The sequence below is a fragment of the Pseudomonas sp. genome (assembly GCF_030690725.1).
GTDB lineage: Bacteria > Pseudomonadota > Gammaproteobacteria > Pseudomonadales > Pseudomonadaceae > Aquipseudomonas.
Genome location: NZ_JAUYGD010000067.1, coordinates 15,023 through 30,272, shown reverse-complemented (window position 1 = coordinate 30,272; position 15,250 = coordinate 15,023). Strand labels below are relative to the sequence as shown.

Annotated in this window: 15 protein-coding genes; 9 read left to right on the top strand and 6 right to left on the bottom strand. The window is 61.2% G+C overall.

Annotation, left to right across the window (positions count from 1 at the left end; all coding sequences use genetic code 11):
* Positions 1 to 64: 64 nt before the first annotated feature.
* Entirely contained in the window at positions 65 to 1,942 is a 1,878-nt protein-coding gene (locus Q8O69_RS16845) for a methyl-accepting chemotaxis protein (RefSeq protein ID WP_305593375.1), read from the top strand.
* A gap of 43 nt (positions 1,943 to 1,985) precedes the next feature.
* Here Q8O69_RS16845 and Q8O69_RS16840 read toward each other — a convergent pair whose 3' ends face one another.
* From Q8O69_RS16840 to purU, 3 genes are read right to left on the bottom strand one after another with little or no spacing between them, the layout of a single operon-like run.
* Positions 1,986 to 2,171, bottom strand: a complete 186-nt coding sequence (locus tag Q8O69_RS16840; RefSeq protein ID WP_305593374.1) for a hypothetical protein — start codon at positions 2,169 to 2,171, stop codon at positions 1,986 to 1,988.
* A gap of 27 nt (positions 2,172 to 2,198) precedes the next feature.
* Complete coding sequence (locus Q8O69_RS16835) at positions 2,199 to 2,624, bottom strand: CBS domain-containing protein (RefSeq protein ID WP_160013327.1); 426 nt, start codon at positions 2,622 to 2,624, stop codon at positions 2,199 to 2,201.
* A 45-nt stretch (positions 2,625 to 2,669) separates the two neighbouring features.
* Positions 2,670 to 3,521 carry a formyltetrahydrofolate deformylase gene (gene purU, locus Q8O69_RS16830; protein WP_275960869.1) on the bottom strand — a complete coding sequence of 284 codons (852 nt, stop codon included), beginning with the start codon at positions 3,519 to 3,521 and terminating at the stop codon, positions 2,670 to 2,672.
* 303 nt (positions 3,522 to 3,824) lie between these two features.
* Here purU and mvaT point away from each other — a divergent pair, with 303 nt between their 5' ends.
* Positions 3,825 to 4,199 carry a histone-like nucleoid-structuring protein MvaT gene (mvaT, locus tag Q8O69_RS16825; RefSeq protein WP_305593373.1) on the top strand — a complete coding sequence of 125 codons (375 nt, stop codon included), beginning with the start codon at positions 3,825 to 3,827 and terminating at the stop codon, positions 4,197 to 4,199.
* A 101-nt stretch (positions 4,200 to 4,300) separates the two neighbouring features.
* Here mvaT and sbcB read toward each other — a convergent pair whose 3' ends face one another.
* The gene (sbcB, locus tag Q8O69_RS16820; protein WP_305593372.1) at positions 4,301 to 5,731 is read right to left on the bottom strand and encodes an exodeoxyribonuclease I; all 1,431 of its coding nucleotides are present in this window, start codon (positions 5,729 to 5,731) and stop codon (positions 4,301 to 4,303) included.
* A gap of 170 nt (positions 5,732 to 5,901) precedes the next feature.
* Between sbcB and Q8O69_RS16815 the strand changes: the two genes are divergently transcribed.
* The 7 genes from Q8O69_RS16815 to Q8O69_RS16785 all read left to right on the top strand — a co-directional run bounded on the left by Q8O69_RS16815 (position 5,902) and on the right by Q8O69_RS16785 (position 13,738).
* Positions 5,902 to 6,663: a hypothetical protein gene (locus Q8O69_RS16815; protein WP_305593371.1), complete on the top strand. Its 762-nt coding sequence runs from the start codon at positions 5,902 to 5,904 to the stop codon at positions 6,661 to 6,663.
* Positions 6,664 to 6,764: 101 nt separating this feature from the next.
* A complete protein-coding gene (locus Q8O69_RS16810; RefSeq protein ID WP_305593370.1) occupies positions 6,765 to 7,487 on the top strand; it encodes an RDD family protein in 723 nt (240 codons plus the stop codon).
* A complete protein-coding gene (locus Q8O69_RS16805; RefSeq protein WP_305593369.1) occupies positions 7,484 to 8,464 on the top strand; it encodes a stage II sporulation protein M in 981 nt (326 codons plus the stop codon). Before Q8O69_RS16810 ends, Q8O69_RS16805 begins: the two co-directional genes overlap by 4 nt.
* On the top strand, positions 8,451 to 10,028 hold the full coding sequence (locus Q8O69_RS16800; protein ID WP_305593368.1) for a DUF4129 domain-containing protein: 1,578 nt from the start codon (positions 8,451 to 8,453) through the stop codon (positions 10,026 to 10,028). Before Q8O69_RS16805 ends, Q8O69_RS16800 begins: the two co-directional genes overlap by 14 nt.
* A complete protein-coding gene (locus Q8O69_RS16795; protein ID WP_305593367.1) occupies positions 10,025 to 11,275 on the top strand; it encodes a DUF4350 domain-containing protein in 1,251 nt (416 codons plus the stop codon). The genes Q8O69_RS16800 and Q8O69_RS16795 overlap by 4 nt, the downstream gene beginning before the upstream one ends.
* Positions 11,272 to 12,366: a MoxR family ATPase gene (locus Q8O69_RS16790; protein WP_305593366.1), complete on the top strand. Its 1,095-nt coding sequence runs from the start codon at positions 11,272 to 11,274 to the stop codon at positions 12,364 to 12,366. Before Q8O69_RS16795 ends, Q8O69_RS16790 begins: the two co-directional genes overlap by 4 nt.
* A gap of 40 nt (positions 12,367 to 12,406) precedes the next feature.
* On the top strand, positions 12,407 to 13,738 hold the full coding sequence (locus Q8O69_RS16785) for a DUF58 domain-containing protein (RefSeq protein WP_305593365.1): 1,332 nt from the start codon (positions 12,407 to 12,409) through the stop codon (positions 13,736 to 13,738).
* A 106-nt stretch (positions 13,739 to 13,844) separates the two neighbouring features.
* Here the strand turns inward: Q8O69_RS16785 and Q8O69_RS16780 are convergent, their stop codons facing one another.
* Together Q8O69_RS16780 and Q8O69_RS16775 are read right to left on the bottom strand one after the other, a co-directional pair.
* The gene (locus Q8O69_RS16780) at positions 13,845 to 14,582 is read right to left on the bottom strand and encodes a nitroreductase family protein (RefSeq protein ID WP_305593364.1); all 738 of its coding nucleotides are present in this window, start codon (positions 14,580 to 14,582) and stop codon (positions 13,845 to 13,847) included.
* 95 nt (positions 14,583 to 14,677) lie between these two features.
* Positions 14,678 to 15,160, bottom strand: a complete 483-nt coding sequence (locus Q8O69_RS16775) for a glutathione peroxidase (RefSeq protein WP_275960857.1) — start codon at positions 15,158 to 15,160, stop codon at positions 14,678 to 14,680.
* Positions 15,161 to 15,250: the final 90 nt, after the last annotated feature.

Below are 15,250 nucleotides of genomic sequence, written 5' to 3'. Positions count from 1 at the left end.
CGGCGGTGCCATTGCCTTACATCAGCTCAAGACTGATGCCAGAACTCACCGGACGCAAGAAGCCATGACCAACAACCTGAAGTTCAGCCACAAGATTCTGCTCGCCGCCTCGTTGGTGGTGATTGCCGCATTCTCGCTGTTCACGCTTTACAACGATTACCTGCAACGCAACGCCATCCGTGATGATCTGGAAAGCTATCTGCACGAAATGGGCAATGTCACCGCCAGCAACATCGCCAACTGGCTGTCAGGTCGCATCCTGCTGGTGGAAAACGTCGCCCAATCGGTCGCCCGTGACTCTTCCAGCGACGCCCTGACCGGCCTGCTGGAACAGAAGGTGCTGGCCTCCACCTTTGCCTTCACCTACCTGGGCAGCGCCGACGGCAGCTTCACCATGCGCCCGAACGAAGACATGCCCGATGGCTATGACCCACGCCAGCGCCCCTGGTACAAGGACGCCATGGCCGCAGGCGGTAGCACCCTCACCGAGCCCTATGTCGACGCCGCCACCAGCGAACTGATCATTACTATCGCCACGCCCGCCAAAGCAGCCGGGGTGGTCGGTGGCGACCTGAGCCTCAATACCCTGGTCGAGATCATCAACTCGCTGGACTTTGCCGGCATGGGTTATGCCTTTCTGATCAGCGCTGACGGCAAGATCCTGGTGCACCCGGACAAGTCCCTGGTGATGAAGAACCTCAGCGAGGTCTACCCGAAAAACACGCCACGGATCAGCGGCGAGTTCAGCGAGGCGGAGCTCAATGGCGAGACGCGCATTCTCACCTTCGCTCCGGTCAAAGGCCTACCCTCGGTCAACTGGCATGTCGGCCTGTCCATCGACCAAGCCAAGGCCTACTCGATGCTCAGCGAGTTCCGCGCCTCGGCTATCGTCGCCACCATCATCGCCGTAGTGCTGATCATGCTGCTGCTGAGCATGCTGATCAGCGTGCTGATGCAACCGCTGAATGTCATGGGTAAAGCCATGGAGGACATCGCCCAGGGCGAGGGCGACCTGACCAAGCGCCTGACCATTCAGTCCAACGACGAGTTCGGCCGCCTGGCCAGCGCGTTCAACCAGTTCGTCGAACGTATCCACAGTTCGATCCGCGAAGTGTCATCCGCCACCAGCCAGGTCAATGAAGTGGCCAAACTGGTGGTCGGCGCCTCCAACTCGTCGATGATCAACTCCGACGAGCAGGCCAGCCGCACCAACAGCGTGGCCGCAGCGATCAACGAACTGGGCGCCGCCGCTCAGGAGATCGCGCGCAACGCTGCCGACGCGTCAAATCAAGCCTCTGACGCGCGTCACCTAGCTGAAGACGGCCGCCAGGTTGTGGAAAAAACCATCCAGGCGATGAATGAACTGTCCGGCAAGATCAGCGCCTCCTGCAGCAATATCGAAACCCTCAACAGCAAGACGGTGAACATCGGACAGATTCTTGAGGTGATCAAAAGCATCTCCCAGCAAACCAACCTGCTGGCGCTCAACGCCGCCATCGAAGCCGCGCGCGCCGGTGAAGCCGGCCGTGGTTTCGCCGTGGTTGCCGATGAAGTCCGCAACCTGGCCCACCGCACCCAGGAGTCGGCGCAAGAAATCGAGAAGATGATCGAGGAGCTGCAAGTCGGCTCCCGCGAGTCGGTCACCACCATGACCGAAAGCCAGCGTTACAGCGAAGAAAGCGTGGAGATCGCCAACCAGGCCGGCGCGCGCCTGAGCAGCGTGACCGAACGTATCGGCGAGATCGACGGCATGAACCAGTCAGTGGCCACCGCGACCGAGGAACAGACCTCGGTGATCGAATCGCTCAACGTCGACATCACCGAAATCAACACCCTCAATCAGGAAGGCGTGGAAAACCTTAATGCCACCCTGCGTGCATGTGGTGATCTGGAGCAACAGGCCAGCCGGTTGAAACAACTGGTCGATAGCTTCCGCATTTAACCCCAGCGGTAAACAAACGGGGCGCTCACTGAGCGCCCCGTTTTTATTTCTGCTTGTCGCTATTCACTCGCGGTTGTTGGTCTTGCTGCAATTGCCGCCACAGCTCGGCGGCCTCGGCAAATTCGGTGCCGTCCTCGGGGGTAAGCGCCTGGGGGTCATAGCGCTGCGTACAACCCTCGCCGAGCACCGGTGGCGCGCTGGATGTTCCACGCGCAAGCGGATCTGTCATAACACCTCCAACGTGCTTCGCCAGTCTTCAGTTAAGCGCCAGGTGGCCTTCATCATGCTGGGCAAACTCCTTGACCGCACGCAGTACATCACTGCGGCTGACCTGCCCGATCAAACGGCCCTCTTCGACCACCGGCAAACGCCGACGCCGACCGCGCAGAAAGCGCTCGGAGATTTCGATAATGTCCGCCTCGGGCGATATCACTTCCACCTCGGTGGTCATATAGGCACTGACATCACCGCCCGCCGACTCGTAATAAGCGCCGGAGAGAATGCCGCGCAAGCAATCGCCCTCCGACAACAAACCCACCAGATGCCCTTGCCCATCGACCACCGGCGCGCCGGAGATACGGTGTTCAAGCAAACGATTGATGGCGGTGAACAGGTTCATTTCAGGACGGAAAGTCACCAGATTGCGGGTCATGTAATCACGTACTTTGATTGACTTGAGCATCAGTAAATCCCTCTTTCTGTACTGAACCGAACCGCAACATGCACCTCAGTCGAACACCACTGTCTTGTTATCGTGCACCAGCACTCGGTCCTCTAAGTGATAGCGTAGACCACGCGACAGCACCATCTTCTCTACATCCTTCCCCAGGCGCACCATCTCTTCGATGCTATCGCGGTGGCTGACGCGCACCACGTCCTGCTCGATGATCGGCCCGGCGTCCAACTCCTCGGTCACGTAATGCGAGGTCGCACCAATCAGCTTGACCCCACGCAGCGACGCCTGGTGATACGGCTTGGCCCCGACAAACGACGGCAAAAAGCTGTGATGAATATTGATCACCCGCTGGGAAAACTCCGCACAAAGTGGCGCAGGCAGAATCTGCATATAACGCGCCAACACAATCACGTCAGCCGCATGGGCTTTCACCAGGCGCGCCACTTCATCAAATGCTGGCTGCTTATCCTGCGGGTTAACCGGTACATGGAAGTACGGAATGGCATGCCACTCGACCATGCTGCGCAGGTCGTCGTGATTGGAAATCACACAGGGGATATCGCAATCCAGCTCATCGCTGTGCCAGCGGTGCAGCAGATCGGCCAGGCAGTGCGATTCGCGACTGGCCATCAGCACTACACGCTTCTTAACCGCCGAATCGGTCACCCGCCACTCCATGGAGAACTCACGGGCAATCGGCGCAAAAGCCTGACGGAAACCATCCAGATCAAAGGGCAGCGAATCGGCGCGAATCTCGTGACGCATAAAGAACCAACCACTCTGGTTATCCGAGTGGTGGCTCGCTTCGGTAATCCAACCGTTATAGGTGGCCAGAAAGTTACTGACCTTGGCCACAATGCCGACCCGGTCCGGACAGGCAATGACCAATCGAAAAGTACGCATCAACGGCTCCAGCACTCAAATAAAGTCGGCCATTCTAGTCACAGCCAGAAAAAACTGCAGTACTCAAACAGCGCTTGCCAGCACAGCAATAGCGCAAGATCGAACAGTGCTCACCAGGCAAATAGCGCAAACACCACAGCGATAACTGGTGAATAACTAGGCATACAACAAAAGAAAAGGCCTGCTACAAGTTACTTAACAATACAATTCATAAAAAATACCGATAAAGCGGTTTACTTGTGAAAAGTGCCTGACTACTATTGCTATCACTTAATCGCCAATCCCGAATACAGGTACCCCAACATGTCGTTGATCAATGAATATCGCGCCACCGAAGAAGCCATCAAAGAACTGCAAGACCGCCTGAAGAACCTGTCGCAAGACGACAAACTGAAAAAAGAACTGGAATTTGAAGGCAAACTGCGCGCCCTGATGGGTGAGTACCAGAAGTCGCTGCGCGACATCATTGCCATGCTCGACCCGGACGCCAAAGGCAGCAAAGCCACACGCGCCACCAAAACCACTGGCACCAAGCGTGCACGTAAAGTTAAGCAGTACAAAAACCCGAACACCGGTGAAGTTATCGAAACCAACGGCGGCAACCACAAGACTCTGAAAGAGTGGAAAGCCAAGTGGGGCGGTGACGTCGTTGAAGGCTGGGCAACCCTGCTGGGCTAAGCCTGCCGCGCAAGCGACACGCTCTAAATAAAAACGCCAGCGATGCTGGCGTTTTTTATGGGCGCTGTTTCAGCAGCGCACTTGGTATTTATCCCCACAAATTACAGGGCGTAACGCTGGCGTAACTGCTCTGCATATTCCCGCCACTCCAGCAAAACAGCTTGCTGCTCCGCACCAATATCCGGAAGTGCCGCGGCAAGCGCCTGGCTGAACTGTTCGAGCGTGTTCGGCGCACCATATTCGGGCCGGCTCAAACGCTGCTGGCAGAATGTCCACCAACGTTGTTGCTCTTCCGCATTCAGGCTCGCGGCAAAGTTGCGCGCCCGGTAACGAAACAATAGCTCCGGTAAACGCCCATCATCAAATGGCCAAACTGCCTCGGCCAAATGCTGTGGCTCGGCACGTCGCACCTGCTCGCACAGCCGGCGATCACGATCACCAATAAAACCGTCATATAACTGTTGCTCAGGATCTTGAGTGGCAGCGAACTGCTCCTCGGCATACACCTGGGCAAGTTTGTCCTGCCACAGCCCAGGATTACCGCGCAATTGTTCGGCCTGCGCCTGATAAGCCGGCACATCAAGTTGCAGCCGCTGAATATCTTCCGCGCGCAATACATTCATCGGCGCAACAACCGGGCAACGGTTGATATGCAGCAACTTCAGCGGCACCGGCAACTCACCCTCAGCCAATTGATCGCGCCGTGTGTACAGGCGCGTGCGCAATGTCTCAGCGGATTCATTGAGCAGCGGCGAAATATCGGCCTGCAGGTCACAGACGATCAACGCATTGCGGTTACGCGGATGCCAGGCCAGCGGCAACACCACCGCCAGATAATGTCGCACCCCGGCGTAACGCCCGGAGATATGCACCAGAGGCTGCAACAGGCGTATTTGATCCTGCACGCGCTGTTTGCTGCGCAGTTGATACAGATAGTCATAGAGCTTGCGCTGCTTGCTGCGCAGCAGTCGCGCCAGGGCGATGGTGGCTCGTACATCGGACAGCGCATCGTGGGCCTGGCCATGCTCGATGCCGTTGGCCGCGGTCAGGCGCTCCAGCTTGAGCGTCACCCGCCCCTCTTCTTCCGGCCAGACGATCCCTTCCGGGCGCAACGCATAAGCCGTACGCACCAGATCGATAAGATCCCAGCGGCTATTGCCGCCCTGCCATTCACGGGCATAGGGATCGAAGAAGTTGCGGTATAGGCTGTAGCGCGTCACCTCATCATCGAAACGCAGGCTGTTGTAGCCCACCCCGCAGGTGCCGGGCTGCGACAGCTCAGCATGCACGTGGCTCATAAATTCGGCTTCATCCAGGCCATGCTGCGCCAGCTTGCTCGGGGTAATCCCGGTCACCAGGCAGGCTGCCGGATGCGGCAGGATGTCGTCGCTGGGCTGGCAGTAGATATTCAGCGGCTCAGCGATTTCATTGAGGTCTTCATCGGTGCGAATCCCCGCGACTTGCAGCGGCCGGTCGCGCCGCGGGTCAATGCCGGTGGTTTCGTAGTCGTACCAAAAGAGGCTGGAAGTCACAGTTATGTCCTGATGCTGAGGCGCAGGCAGTCTACCACCCTGCAACATCACGCAGATAAGCGCAAAACCTTGCGCCAGCGCACGCCCCACGTGGGGTCCGCGCCTTGTAGGGTGTCCTGGCGACGACTAAAGTGGGAAACTCGAATAACCACTCTGCACAAGGACGCCCCATGAGTGATATCAACCCCAGCAATCCCTACGCAGCCCCTGCCAGCGCACTGCAGGAAGCGCCACGCGACAGCCAGGTGCCAAGCATCGAAGAAGCCTTGAGCCGTGGCTACGACTTCAACATCAGCGACCTGCTCAGCGAAGCCTGGCAGCGGGTAAAAGGCACCAAAGGCATCATAATCGGCGGCTTTCTGGTGTTCTACGCCGTGCTACTGACGGCATCCTTCCTGATTGGCGGATTCTTCGGCCTGCTGGGCGTGGTCAGCGACAGCCCGATGCTCGCGGTCGTGGCCGAACTGGTCATCGGCATTCTGGCCTCGGCCCTGGCCTACCCCTTTATGGCCGGGATCAACATGATCGGTATCCGTCGCGCCGCCGACCAACCGATCAGCTTCAATGACATCTTCAGCCACTTCGGTCGCACCGTACCGCTGGTGATTACCGCGATTATCAGCATGCTGCTGATTTATCTCGGCATGTTCCTGCTGATCATCCCCGGCATGTACCTGGCCATCGCCTATATGTTGGCCATTCCGCTGGTGGTTGAACGCGGCCTGACGCCGTGGCAAGCCCTGGAGGCCTCGCGCAAGGCGATTACCCAGCGCTGGTTCAAGGTTTTTGGCCTGTTCCTGCTGCTCGGCCTGATCACACTGGTCAGCGCAATCCCGCTGGGGGTTGGCCTGGTCTGGACCATTCCATTGTTTGTCATCGCCATGGGTGTGCTCTATCGCACCATCTTCGGCGTATTGCCCGCGCCGCAATAATCCTCACTAAATAGCCCCGTTGCGCCGGTTCAGATCACTGAGCCGGTTGCTTCCCTGCCTGCTGCTGGCTAGCATCGGGCTTTCCTCGACGCAGTCTGCCGATGTCGCCCACGCCAACCCCTGCTTCAGTCGCCGCTCGCCCGCTGCTGGATACCCGCTATAAGGTGGAAACACCGGAAGGCATCGACCTGATCCTGCGCCCGGCGGGTGTAGTGCCGCGCGCGCTGGCATTCAGCATTGACCTGCTGATTCGCGGTGCGCTGCTCGGCGCGATGTTTGCCGTGCTGGCGTTGCTCGGCCAGTTCGGTATGGGCCTGGGCACCATCCTGCTGTTTCTTGTGACCTGGTGGTACATGGTGCTGTTTGAAGTGCTCAACCAGGGCCGCTCGCCCGGCAAGCAGATGATGGGCCTGCGGGTGATCCATGACGACGGTACACCGATTGGCTGGGCCGCCTCACTGACGCGCAATCTGCTGCGTTTCGTCGACATCCTGCCGTTTGGCTACACCCTGGGCATTCTCAGCTGCCTTAATCACCCGGCGTTCAAACGCCTGGGTGATATCGCCGCGGGCACGCTGGTGGTCTATCGCGATAACGCCCCAACAACCCCAGAACTGCCGCAAGCTGAAGCCCTGCGCGCGCCCTTCAGCATGAGCCTGAGTGAACAGCGCGCCCTGCTCAGCTTTGCCGAGCGCGCGCAGAGCCTGTCCAGTGCACGGCGTCAGGAGCTGGCAAGCATCCTTGCTGAACCTTTGCAGGTACCTGCCGAGCAGGCCGAGCAGCAGATCCACGGTATTGCCCGTGGTTTGTTGGGGCCGACATGAAACAGAGCCTGTTTGAGAACCAGCACCAGGCCGACTGGCAAGCCTTTAATACGCAGCTCGAAGCGCTTGAGCGCGGCAAGGCCGACAGCCAGCAGTGCAAGGCCTTTGCCGCCGACTACCGCAGCCTGTGCCAGCACCTGGCCCTGGCACAGAGCCGCGGCTACAGCAGCCACCTGATCGAGCAGTTGCAGCTGCTGGCCATGCGCGGCCATCAGCAGTTCTATCGCCACCGCAGCCCGCTGGGGGCGCAACTACTCGGGTTTATCCTCGCCGGATTTCCACGCCTGGTGCGCGCCGAGTGGCGTTTTGTCGTGGCCGCCAGCCTGCTGTTCTTCGGCAGCCTGCTGCTGATGGGCACGCTGGTGTATTGCTTCCCCGACTTGGTCTACGGGGTGATGGCGCCCGACCAAGTGGCCGAGATGGAAAAGATGTACGACCCCGACGCCAGACGCATCGGCCGCTTCAGCGAACGCGACTCCGGCGATGACTGGATGATGTTCGGCTACTACATCATGAACAACATCGGCATCGCCTTTCAGACCTTTGCCAGTGGCCTGCTGTTTGGTCTGGGCAGCCTGTTCTTCCTGCTGTTCAACGGCCTGATGATTGGCGCAGTAGCCGGCCACCTGACGCAGATTGGTTATGGCGAAACCTTCTGGTCGTTCGTCGTTGGCCACGGCGCGTTCGAACTGACCGCCATTGCTCTGGCCGGTGCGGCGGGCCTGAAACTCGGCTGGGCACTGCTGGTGCCGGGGCGCCTGCCACGCGGCGAGGCCCTGCGCGTAGCGGCTGGCAGCAGCGTGCGGTTGGTCGGCGGGGTGATCGTGTTTCTGCTGCTGGCGGCGTTTATCGAGGCCTACTGGTCATCCATGGACCTGGCCAGCCCCGCGATCAAATACGCAGTCGGCGGCGCACTCTGGCTGTTAGTGCTGAGCTATCTGTTGCTGGCTGGCCGAGGTGTGCATGCGCCTGACTGATGCCAGCGTCGCCATTCGCCCGCGCAGCGCCTGGGAAGCCGTTGACCTCGGCGTGTTATTGGCCAAGCAGCACGCCGGCCTGCTAATGGCCAGCTGGGCGCTGGTGACCGTGCCAATCTTTGCCCTGCTGTGCCTGCTGCTGTGGGATTACCCAAGCATCGCCCTGCTGATTTTCTGGTGGCTGAAACCGGCTTACGAGCGCCTGCCGCTGTATATCCTCTCGCACGCCCTGTTCGGCGCCACGCCGAGCCTCAAGCAAGCGCTGAAAGCCCTGCCCGGCTTGCTCAAACCACAACTGCTGGCCAGCCTGACCTGGCGCCGGCTAAGCCCTACGCGCAGTTTCGACCTGCCGGTGATGCAGCTCGAAGGGCTGTCCGGCAAAGCCCGTAGCCAACGCCTGATCGTCCTCGGCCAGCGCGATGCCGGCGGCGCCAGCTGGCTCACCATCGTCGGCGTACACCTGGAAATGGCGCTGTGGTTCGGCATCATCAGCCTGTTCTACATGCTCCTGCCGGCACAGATAGAGCTGAACTGGACCTGGGAAAGCCTGATCAATGCCGCTTCTGGCGAATGGCTGTGGCTGGAGCACCTGTCCAACCTGATTTATGTCCTGCTGCTAATCCTCTGGGAGCCGATCTACGTCGCCTGCGGCTTCACCCTCTACCTGAACCGCCGCACCGCCCTGGAAGCCTGGGATATCGAACTGGTATTCCGCCGCTTGCGCCAGCGCCTGACCGGCGTGGCGTATGCCCTGCTGCTGGGCTGCGGCCTGCTGTTGATGCAAGTGCCAAGCAGCGCCATGGCCGCCACAACCGCAAACAGCTGCCCGTTGCCGATTGAAGACCCTATGGGGCCAGAGGCCGAACGCCTGCTCAAACAACCGCTGACCAGCCTGGAAGCGCAGGAAAGCATCGGCCAACTGCTCGACCAGCCGCCCTTCGAACACCGCGAAACCGTTACCCGCTGGCGCCTCGGCGAAGAGCCCAAAGAACCAAGCGAGGAAGACGCCAAGGCCCTGATCGAACTGCTGGAAAAATTCTTCAAACTTACCGAGTTCTGGAAAAGCGTCGATGGCGTGGCGCTGTTCTTCGAAGTGCTGCTGTGGGCCGCGCTGTTCAGCCTGATCGCCTGGCTGCTGTGGCGTTACCGCGACTGGTTGAGCACCTTTGCCGGGCGCCTGCGTTTGCCGCAAGCGCGCACCTATCAGCCGCCAGAACAGCTGTTCGGCCTGGAAGTCGCGCCACAAAGCCTGCCCGCCGATATTCCAGGCGAGGTTGAACGGCTTTGGGATGAACAGCCGCGCGCCGCCCTCGGCCTGCTCTACCGTGCCCTGCTTAGCCGCATGCTGCATGAACAGCGCCTGCCGCTGAAAAGCTCGCACACCGAAGCCGAAGTGCTGCAACTGGTGCAGGCACTGCAGCAGAAAGACCTCAGCCACTTCAGCCAGGCCCTGACTCGCCACTGGCAGAACCTCGCCTACGGCCATCGCCTACCGCCGGCGGCGCTCAAACAGGGCCTGTGTAATGCCTGGCGGCGCCTGTTCGAACAAGGGGCGCAGGCATGAACCGGCGCATCCAGTTTTTCCTCGGCGCGGGTCTGCTGCTGGTACTCGGCCTGCTCGGTATCTACCTGCTGGGCAAACTCACGCCCTATCAGGAAACCCTCAAACACGGCCCCGATCCCGAGGCCCGGGCCAACCCTTATCTCGCCGCCGAGCACTTCCTGCGCAAGCAAGGCCTGCAGGTGCAGCGCGCCGATGGCCTGGAAGTCATAAAAGACCTGCCGAGCGCCGGCCAGACCCTGCTGCTGCTCGGTGATCGCAACCGCATGACACCCAAACAGGCCGAACGCCTGCTGGCCTGGACCGCCAAGGGCGGCCACCTGCTATTTGTCGCCGAACGGCTGTGGGATGAAGAGGAAGGCAAAAGCGGCGATCTGCTGCTCGACAGCCTGGGCATCCAGCAATACGAGAGCGAAGAGCTCGATGAGGACGCCAGCGAAGCGGCGGATGAAGAGGCCGCAGCAGAGGACGAACACGACGCCGAGCAGCCAACCGAGCCCATGCCAGAAGAAGCCCAGGCCGCGGCAGACGAAGGCAACGCCTACCCGGAACTGACCCAGCTGTATCTGGAAAACGAAGAGGCGCCGGCCTACTTCAACTTCGACACCGACTTCCACCTCTACGATGCCGAAAACCGCGCCCACGCCTGGGCCAACAGCGATGCCGCCACCCACCTGCTGCAGCTCTACCATGGCGATGGTTTGATCAGCGTAGTCAGCGACAGCTGGATCTGGCAGAACCAGGGCATCGGCGAATACGATAACGCCTGGCTGCTCTGGTACATGACCCAGGACAGCCAGGTCACCCTGCTCTACCGCGCCGACCGCGATGACCTGTTTAGCCTGCTGCTCGAACACTTCCCCCAGGCGCTGGTCGCGCTGGCGCTGTTGCTGGCATTCGGCCTATGGCATCTGGGCATGCGCCAGGGCCCGCTGCTGCTGCCCGCCAGCCGCAATCGCCGCCAATTGCAGGAACACCTGCGCGGCAGTGCCGATTTTCTGTTGCGCCACAACGGCCAGCACAGCCTGTTACAAGGCCTGCAGCAAGATATTCAGCGCCGCGCGCGCCACCGTCACCCCGGTTTCGAACGCCTCGCCGTGGCCGAGCAGTGGCAGGTGCTTAGCCGCCTGACCCGCCAGCCTTCCAGCGTTATCAGCCAAGCCATGCGGCCGTTGCCCAAACAGCGACTGGCCGCCGCCGACTTCACCCGCCAGGTCGCCAACCTGCAAACCCTCAGGAATGCCCTATGAGCGAGCACACACCCGAACAACCGGAAAGCGCAATCGAACCTGCTGCCGTAACCACTGAGCCCGTCACCGAGGCCCCGGCTGCGGCACCCGTTGCGGCACCAGCACCAGCAGTCGCTGCGGCCAATCCGAATGCCCAGCGCCAGCGCGCCAGCCAATTGGCTCAGGCGCTGCGCGCGGAGTTGCAGAAAGCCCTGATCGGCCAGACGGCGGTGATTGATGACGTGCTCAGCGCCCTGATCGCTGGCGGCCATGTGCTGGTCGAAGGCGTGCCCGGCCTCGGCAAAACCCTGCTGGTACGCGCCCTGGCGCGCTGCTTTGGCGGCGAGTTCGCACGCATCCAGTTCACCCCGGACCTGATGCCCAGCGACGTCACCGGCCACGCCGTGTACGACCTGCAGAGCGAGCAGTTCAAACTGCGCAAGGGCCCGGTGTTCACCAACCTGCTGCTGGCGGACGAAATCAACCGCGCCCCGGCCAAGACCCAGGCCGCGCTGCTGGAAGTCATGCAGGAACGCCAAGTCACCCTGGAAGGCCGCGCCCTGAATGTACCGCAGCCCTTTATGGTGCTGGCCACGCAGAACCCCATCGAACAGGAAGGCACCTACCCGCTGCCGGAAGCCGAGCTTGACCGCTTTATGCTCAAGCTGCGCATGGATTACCCCGAGCAGAGCGAAGAGCTGAACATGGTTCGTCAGGTGGCGCGTTCGAGCAAAGCCGACATGCTCGAAGTCACCCCACTGCGCACCTTGCTGCAGGCCCGCGATGTACTGGCGCTGCAGAAAATTGCCAGCGACCTGCCGATTGACGAACAAGTGCTCGACTACGCCGTGCGCATTGCCCGCGCCACCCGCACCTGGCCAGGCCTGGCCATTGGCGCCGGGCCGCGCGCCTCGATTGCCCTGGTACGCTGCGGCCGTGCCCGCGCCCTGCTGCGCGGCGGTGATTTCGTGCTACCGGATGACATCAAGGGTTGCGCCCTGGCCGTACTGCGCCACCGCGTGCGCCTGTCGCCGGAACTGGATATCGAAGGCCTGTCGGTGGATCAGGTGCTGCAACAACTGCTAGATCAGGTTCCGGCACCGCGTCTATGACCCGTACTCGGCAAAAGCCCGCATTGAAAGGCGCCCCCGCATGAAGCCCTCGCGCGCGCTGCTGGCGCTGCTCGCCGGCCTGTTCGTTCTCGGCATTGCTCTGGGTATCTGCAGCGCCCTGGGCGTTGCCGTGCCGCGCAGCTTCACCCCGATTTACTGGGGCCTGCTGCTGGTGCTGCTCGGCCTGACACTGATCGACGCCCTGCTGCTGCGCCAAGTGCCCTCGCCGCGCATCGAGCGCCAGCTACCCGGCAACCTGCCGCTGGGGCGCTGGAGCGAAGTGCGGCTGAATCTTCACCACAGCTACACCCGTGCGCTGCAGGTGGAAGTGTTCGACCATCTGCCCGGCGATATGGCCTTCGAGCACCTGCCGCTCAAGGTCGATCTGCATCCCGGCGAACAGACCCAGGTCAGTTACCGGGTGCGCCCGCTGCTGCGTGGACACTTTCACTTCCCCCAGTGCGAAGTCAGCCTGCCCAGCCCCATGGGTTTGTGGCGTGCCCGACGTTATCTGCCAGTGGCCGGTGAAACCCGCGTCTACCCGGATTTCGCCCGTCTGTACGGCGCGCAACTGATGGCGGTGGATGACTGGCTCAGCCAGCTTGGTGTGCGCCAGCAGCAACGTCGCGGCCTGGGTCAGGAATTCCACCAGCTGCGCGAATTCCGCGACGGCGACACCCTGCGGCAGATCGACTGGAAGGCCACCGCACGCAAACGCACACCGATTGCCCGCGAGTATCAGGACGAGCGCGACCAGCAGATCGTCTTTCTTCTCGACTGCGGCCGGCGCATGCGCAGCCAGGATGGCGAGCTGTCGCATTTCGATCATGCTCTCAACGCCTCGCTGCTGCTCAGCTACGTGGCGCTGCGCCAGGGCGATGCGGTGGGCCTGTCGACCTTTGCCGGCGAGCAGAACCGCTTCCTTGCTCCGGTCAAAGGCCAGGCGCAGCTGAATGTCCTGCTCAATGCGCTGTACGACCTGCGCAGCACCCAGCAACCGGCGGACTTCACCGCCGCAGTGGAAAACCTGCTCAGCCGCCAGCGCCGCCGCGCCCTGGTGGTACTGGTGACCAACCTGCGTGATGAGGATGATCAGGCACTGCTCGGTGCGGTCAAACGGCTGAGCCGCCAGCACCGCGTGCTGGTCGCCAGCCTGCGTGAGGAAGTGCTGGATACTCTGCGCCACACCCCGGTGCAGGACCTCTCCAGCGCCCTGGATTACTGCGGCACCCTGGACTACCTGAACGCCCGCGCCGGCCTGCACGAACGCCTGATTGCCAACAAGGTGCCGGTGCTCGATGCACGGCCTAGCGAGCTGGGACCGCAGTTGGTAAGCAGTTATCTAGCCTGGAAAAAAGCCGGCGTGCTGTAAAAGCATGTATTGGCATGGGTAGGTTGGCGTTGAGCGCAGCGAAGCCCAACAGGCATTGACATGTCTCGTTGGGCTTCGTCGCTTTGCTCCTCAACCCAACCTACGGCTATAGCCAGGTTACGTGCTGTTCAAGCGGAAAGCGCAGGCGCGGGTTGTACACGCCCTTCTCATCCTGCTTACCTACCGCCAGCAGCATGATCGGTAACGCCTGGCGCGGGATGCTCAGGGTTTTGCGCAGGCGTACTTCATCAAAGCCTTCCATTGGGCAGGTGGCATAGCCATGGCTCTGGAAGGCCAGCATCAAGTTCTGCGCCGCCAACGCCGTGGACTTCACAGCCCAGATGCGCATCTGGGCCTGGCTGTTGGGCGCGCGCATCAACGGTTTGCGCCAGGCTGCCACCCGCAGCAGCTGACGTTTGAACAGCCCAAACAGACCGAATGGTCCCTGGTTGTACTGAAAGGGTGCGGTCTTGTTGTAGAAGCGGCGAATCCGCGCCGGCACATCCGGCTCCGGCCAGTAGTCGATGATGTTCTGGCAAGCCTGTTTCCAGGTGTCCGGGCGCGCCAGCACGGCAATAATCAGCGGCGCCTTGGCCGCGTTCTGACTCATGCACACCGGGTGCAAGCGGGCCAGCAACGCTGGGTCGCGAATCACCTGGAAACTCCAGGGCTGCAGGTTGCAGGAATTGGGCGCCAGCACCGCCAGTTCCAGGCAGTCACGCACCACCTCGTCGGGCACCGCTTCGGCAGTAAAACGACGCACCGCGCGGCGACTCTCGATCAGCTCGCGCAGCGCGGCGGGGGTAGCGGGAGAGATTGCGGGGTCGGCGGGAAACAGGCTCATCAGGGCATCCTCGGCAGGTCGCCCGATTAAGCCGCGATGCCTGGCTGCGAACAAGCCGTGTACAAGCTTAGTCCGCAGCCTTGGCGTATATGACCTTAGCCCAAGGCCTTTTCGATAGCCTGGATGATGCTCGGATCATCCGGCGTGGTGCGCGGCGAGAAGCGTGCCAGCACGCGACCGTCGTGGCCAACCAGAAATTTCTCGAAGTTCCAGGTGATATCGCCCGGAAATTCGGCACCCTCGCCCGCCAGCAGGCGATACAGCGGATGACGCTCCGGGCCGTTCACCTCAAGCTTGCTGCCCAGGGGAAAGGTCACTCCGTAATTGAGGCTGCAAAACTCGCGAATGGCTTCCTCACTGTCGGGCTCCTGCTCGGCAAACTGGTTGCACGGCAGGCCCAGCACGCTGAAACCCTGACTCTTGTACTGCTGATAGAGCTTTTCCAGGCCGGCGTACTGCGGCGTCAGGCCGCACTTGGAGGCCACATTGACCACCAACACCACCTGCCCCTTGAAGGGTGCCAGCGGCAGCTCATGGCCATCCAGTGCACGCAGGTTGAGGTCGTGAAAGGCACTCATGGCTAACTCCTTGAGAACACACGGGTTACACGTAGCGGACAAAAAAGGCGCCTATCTGAAGGCGCCTTTCTTCTGTTGCAGCTTAGCAGT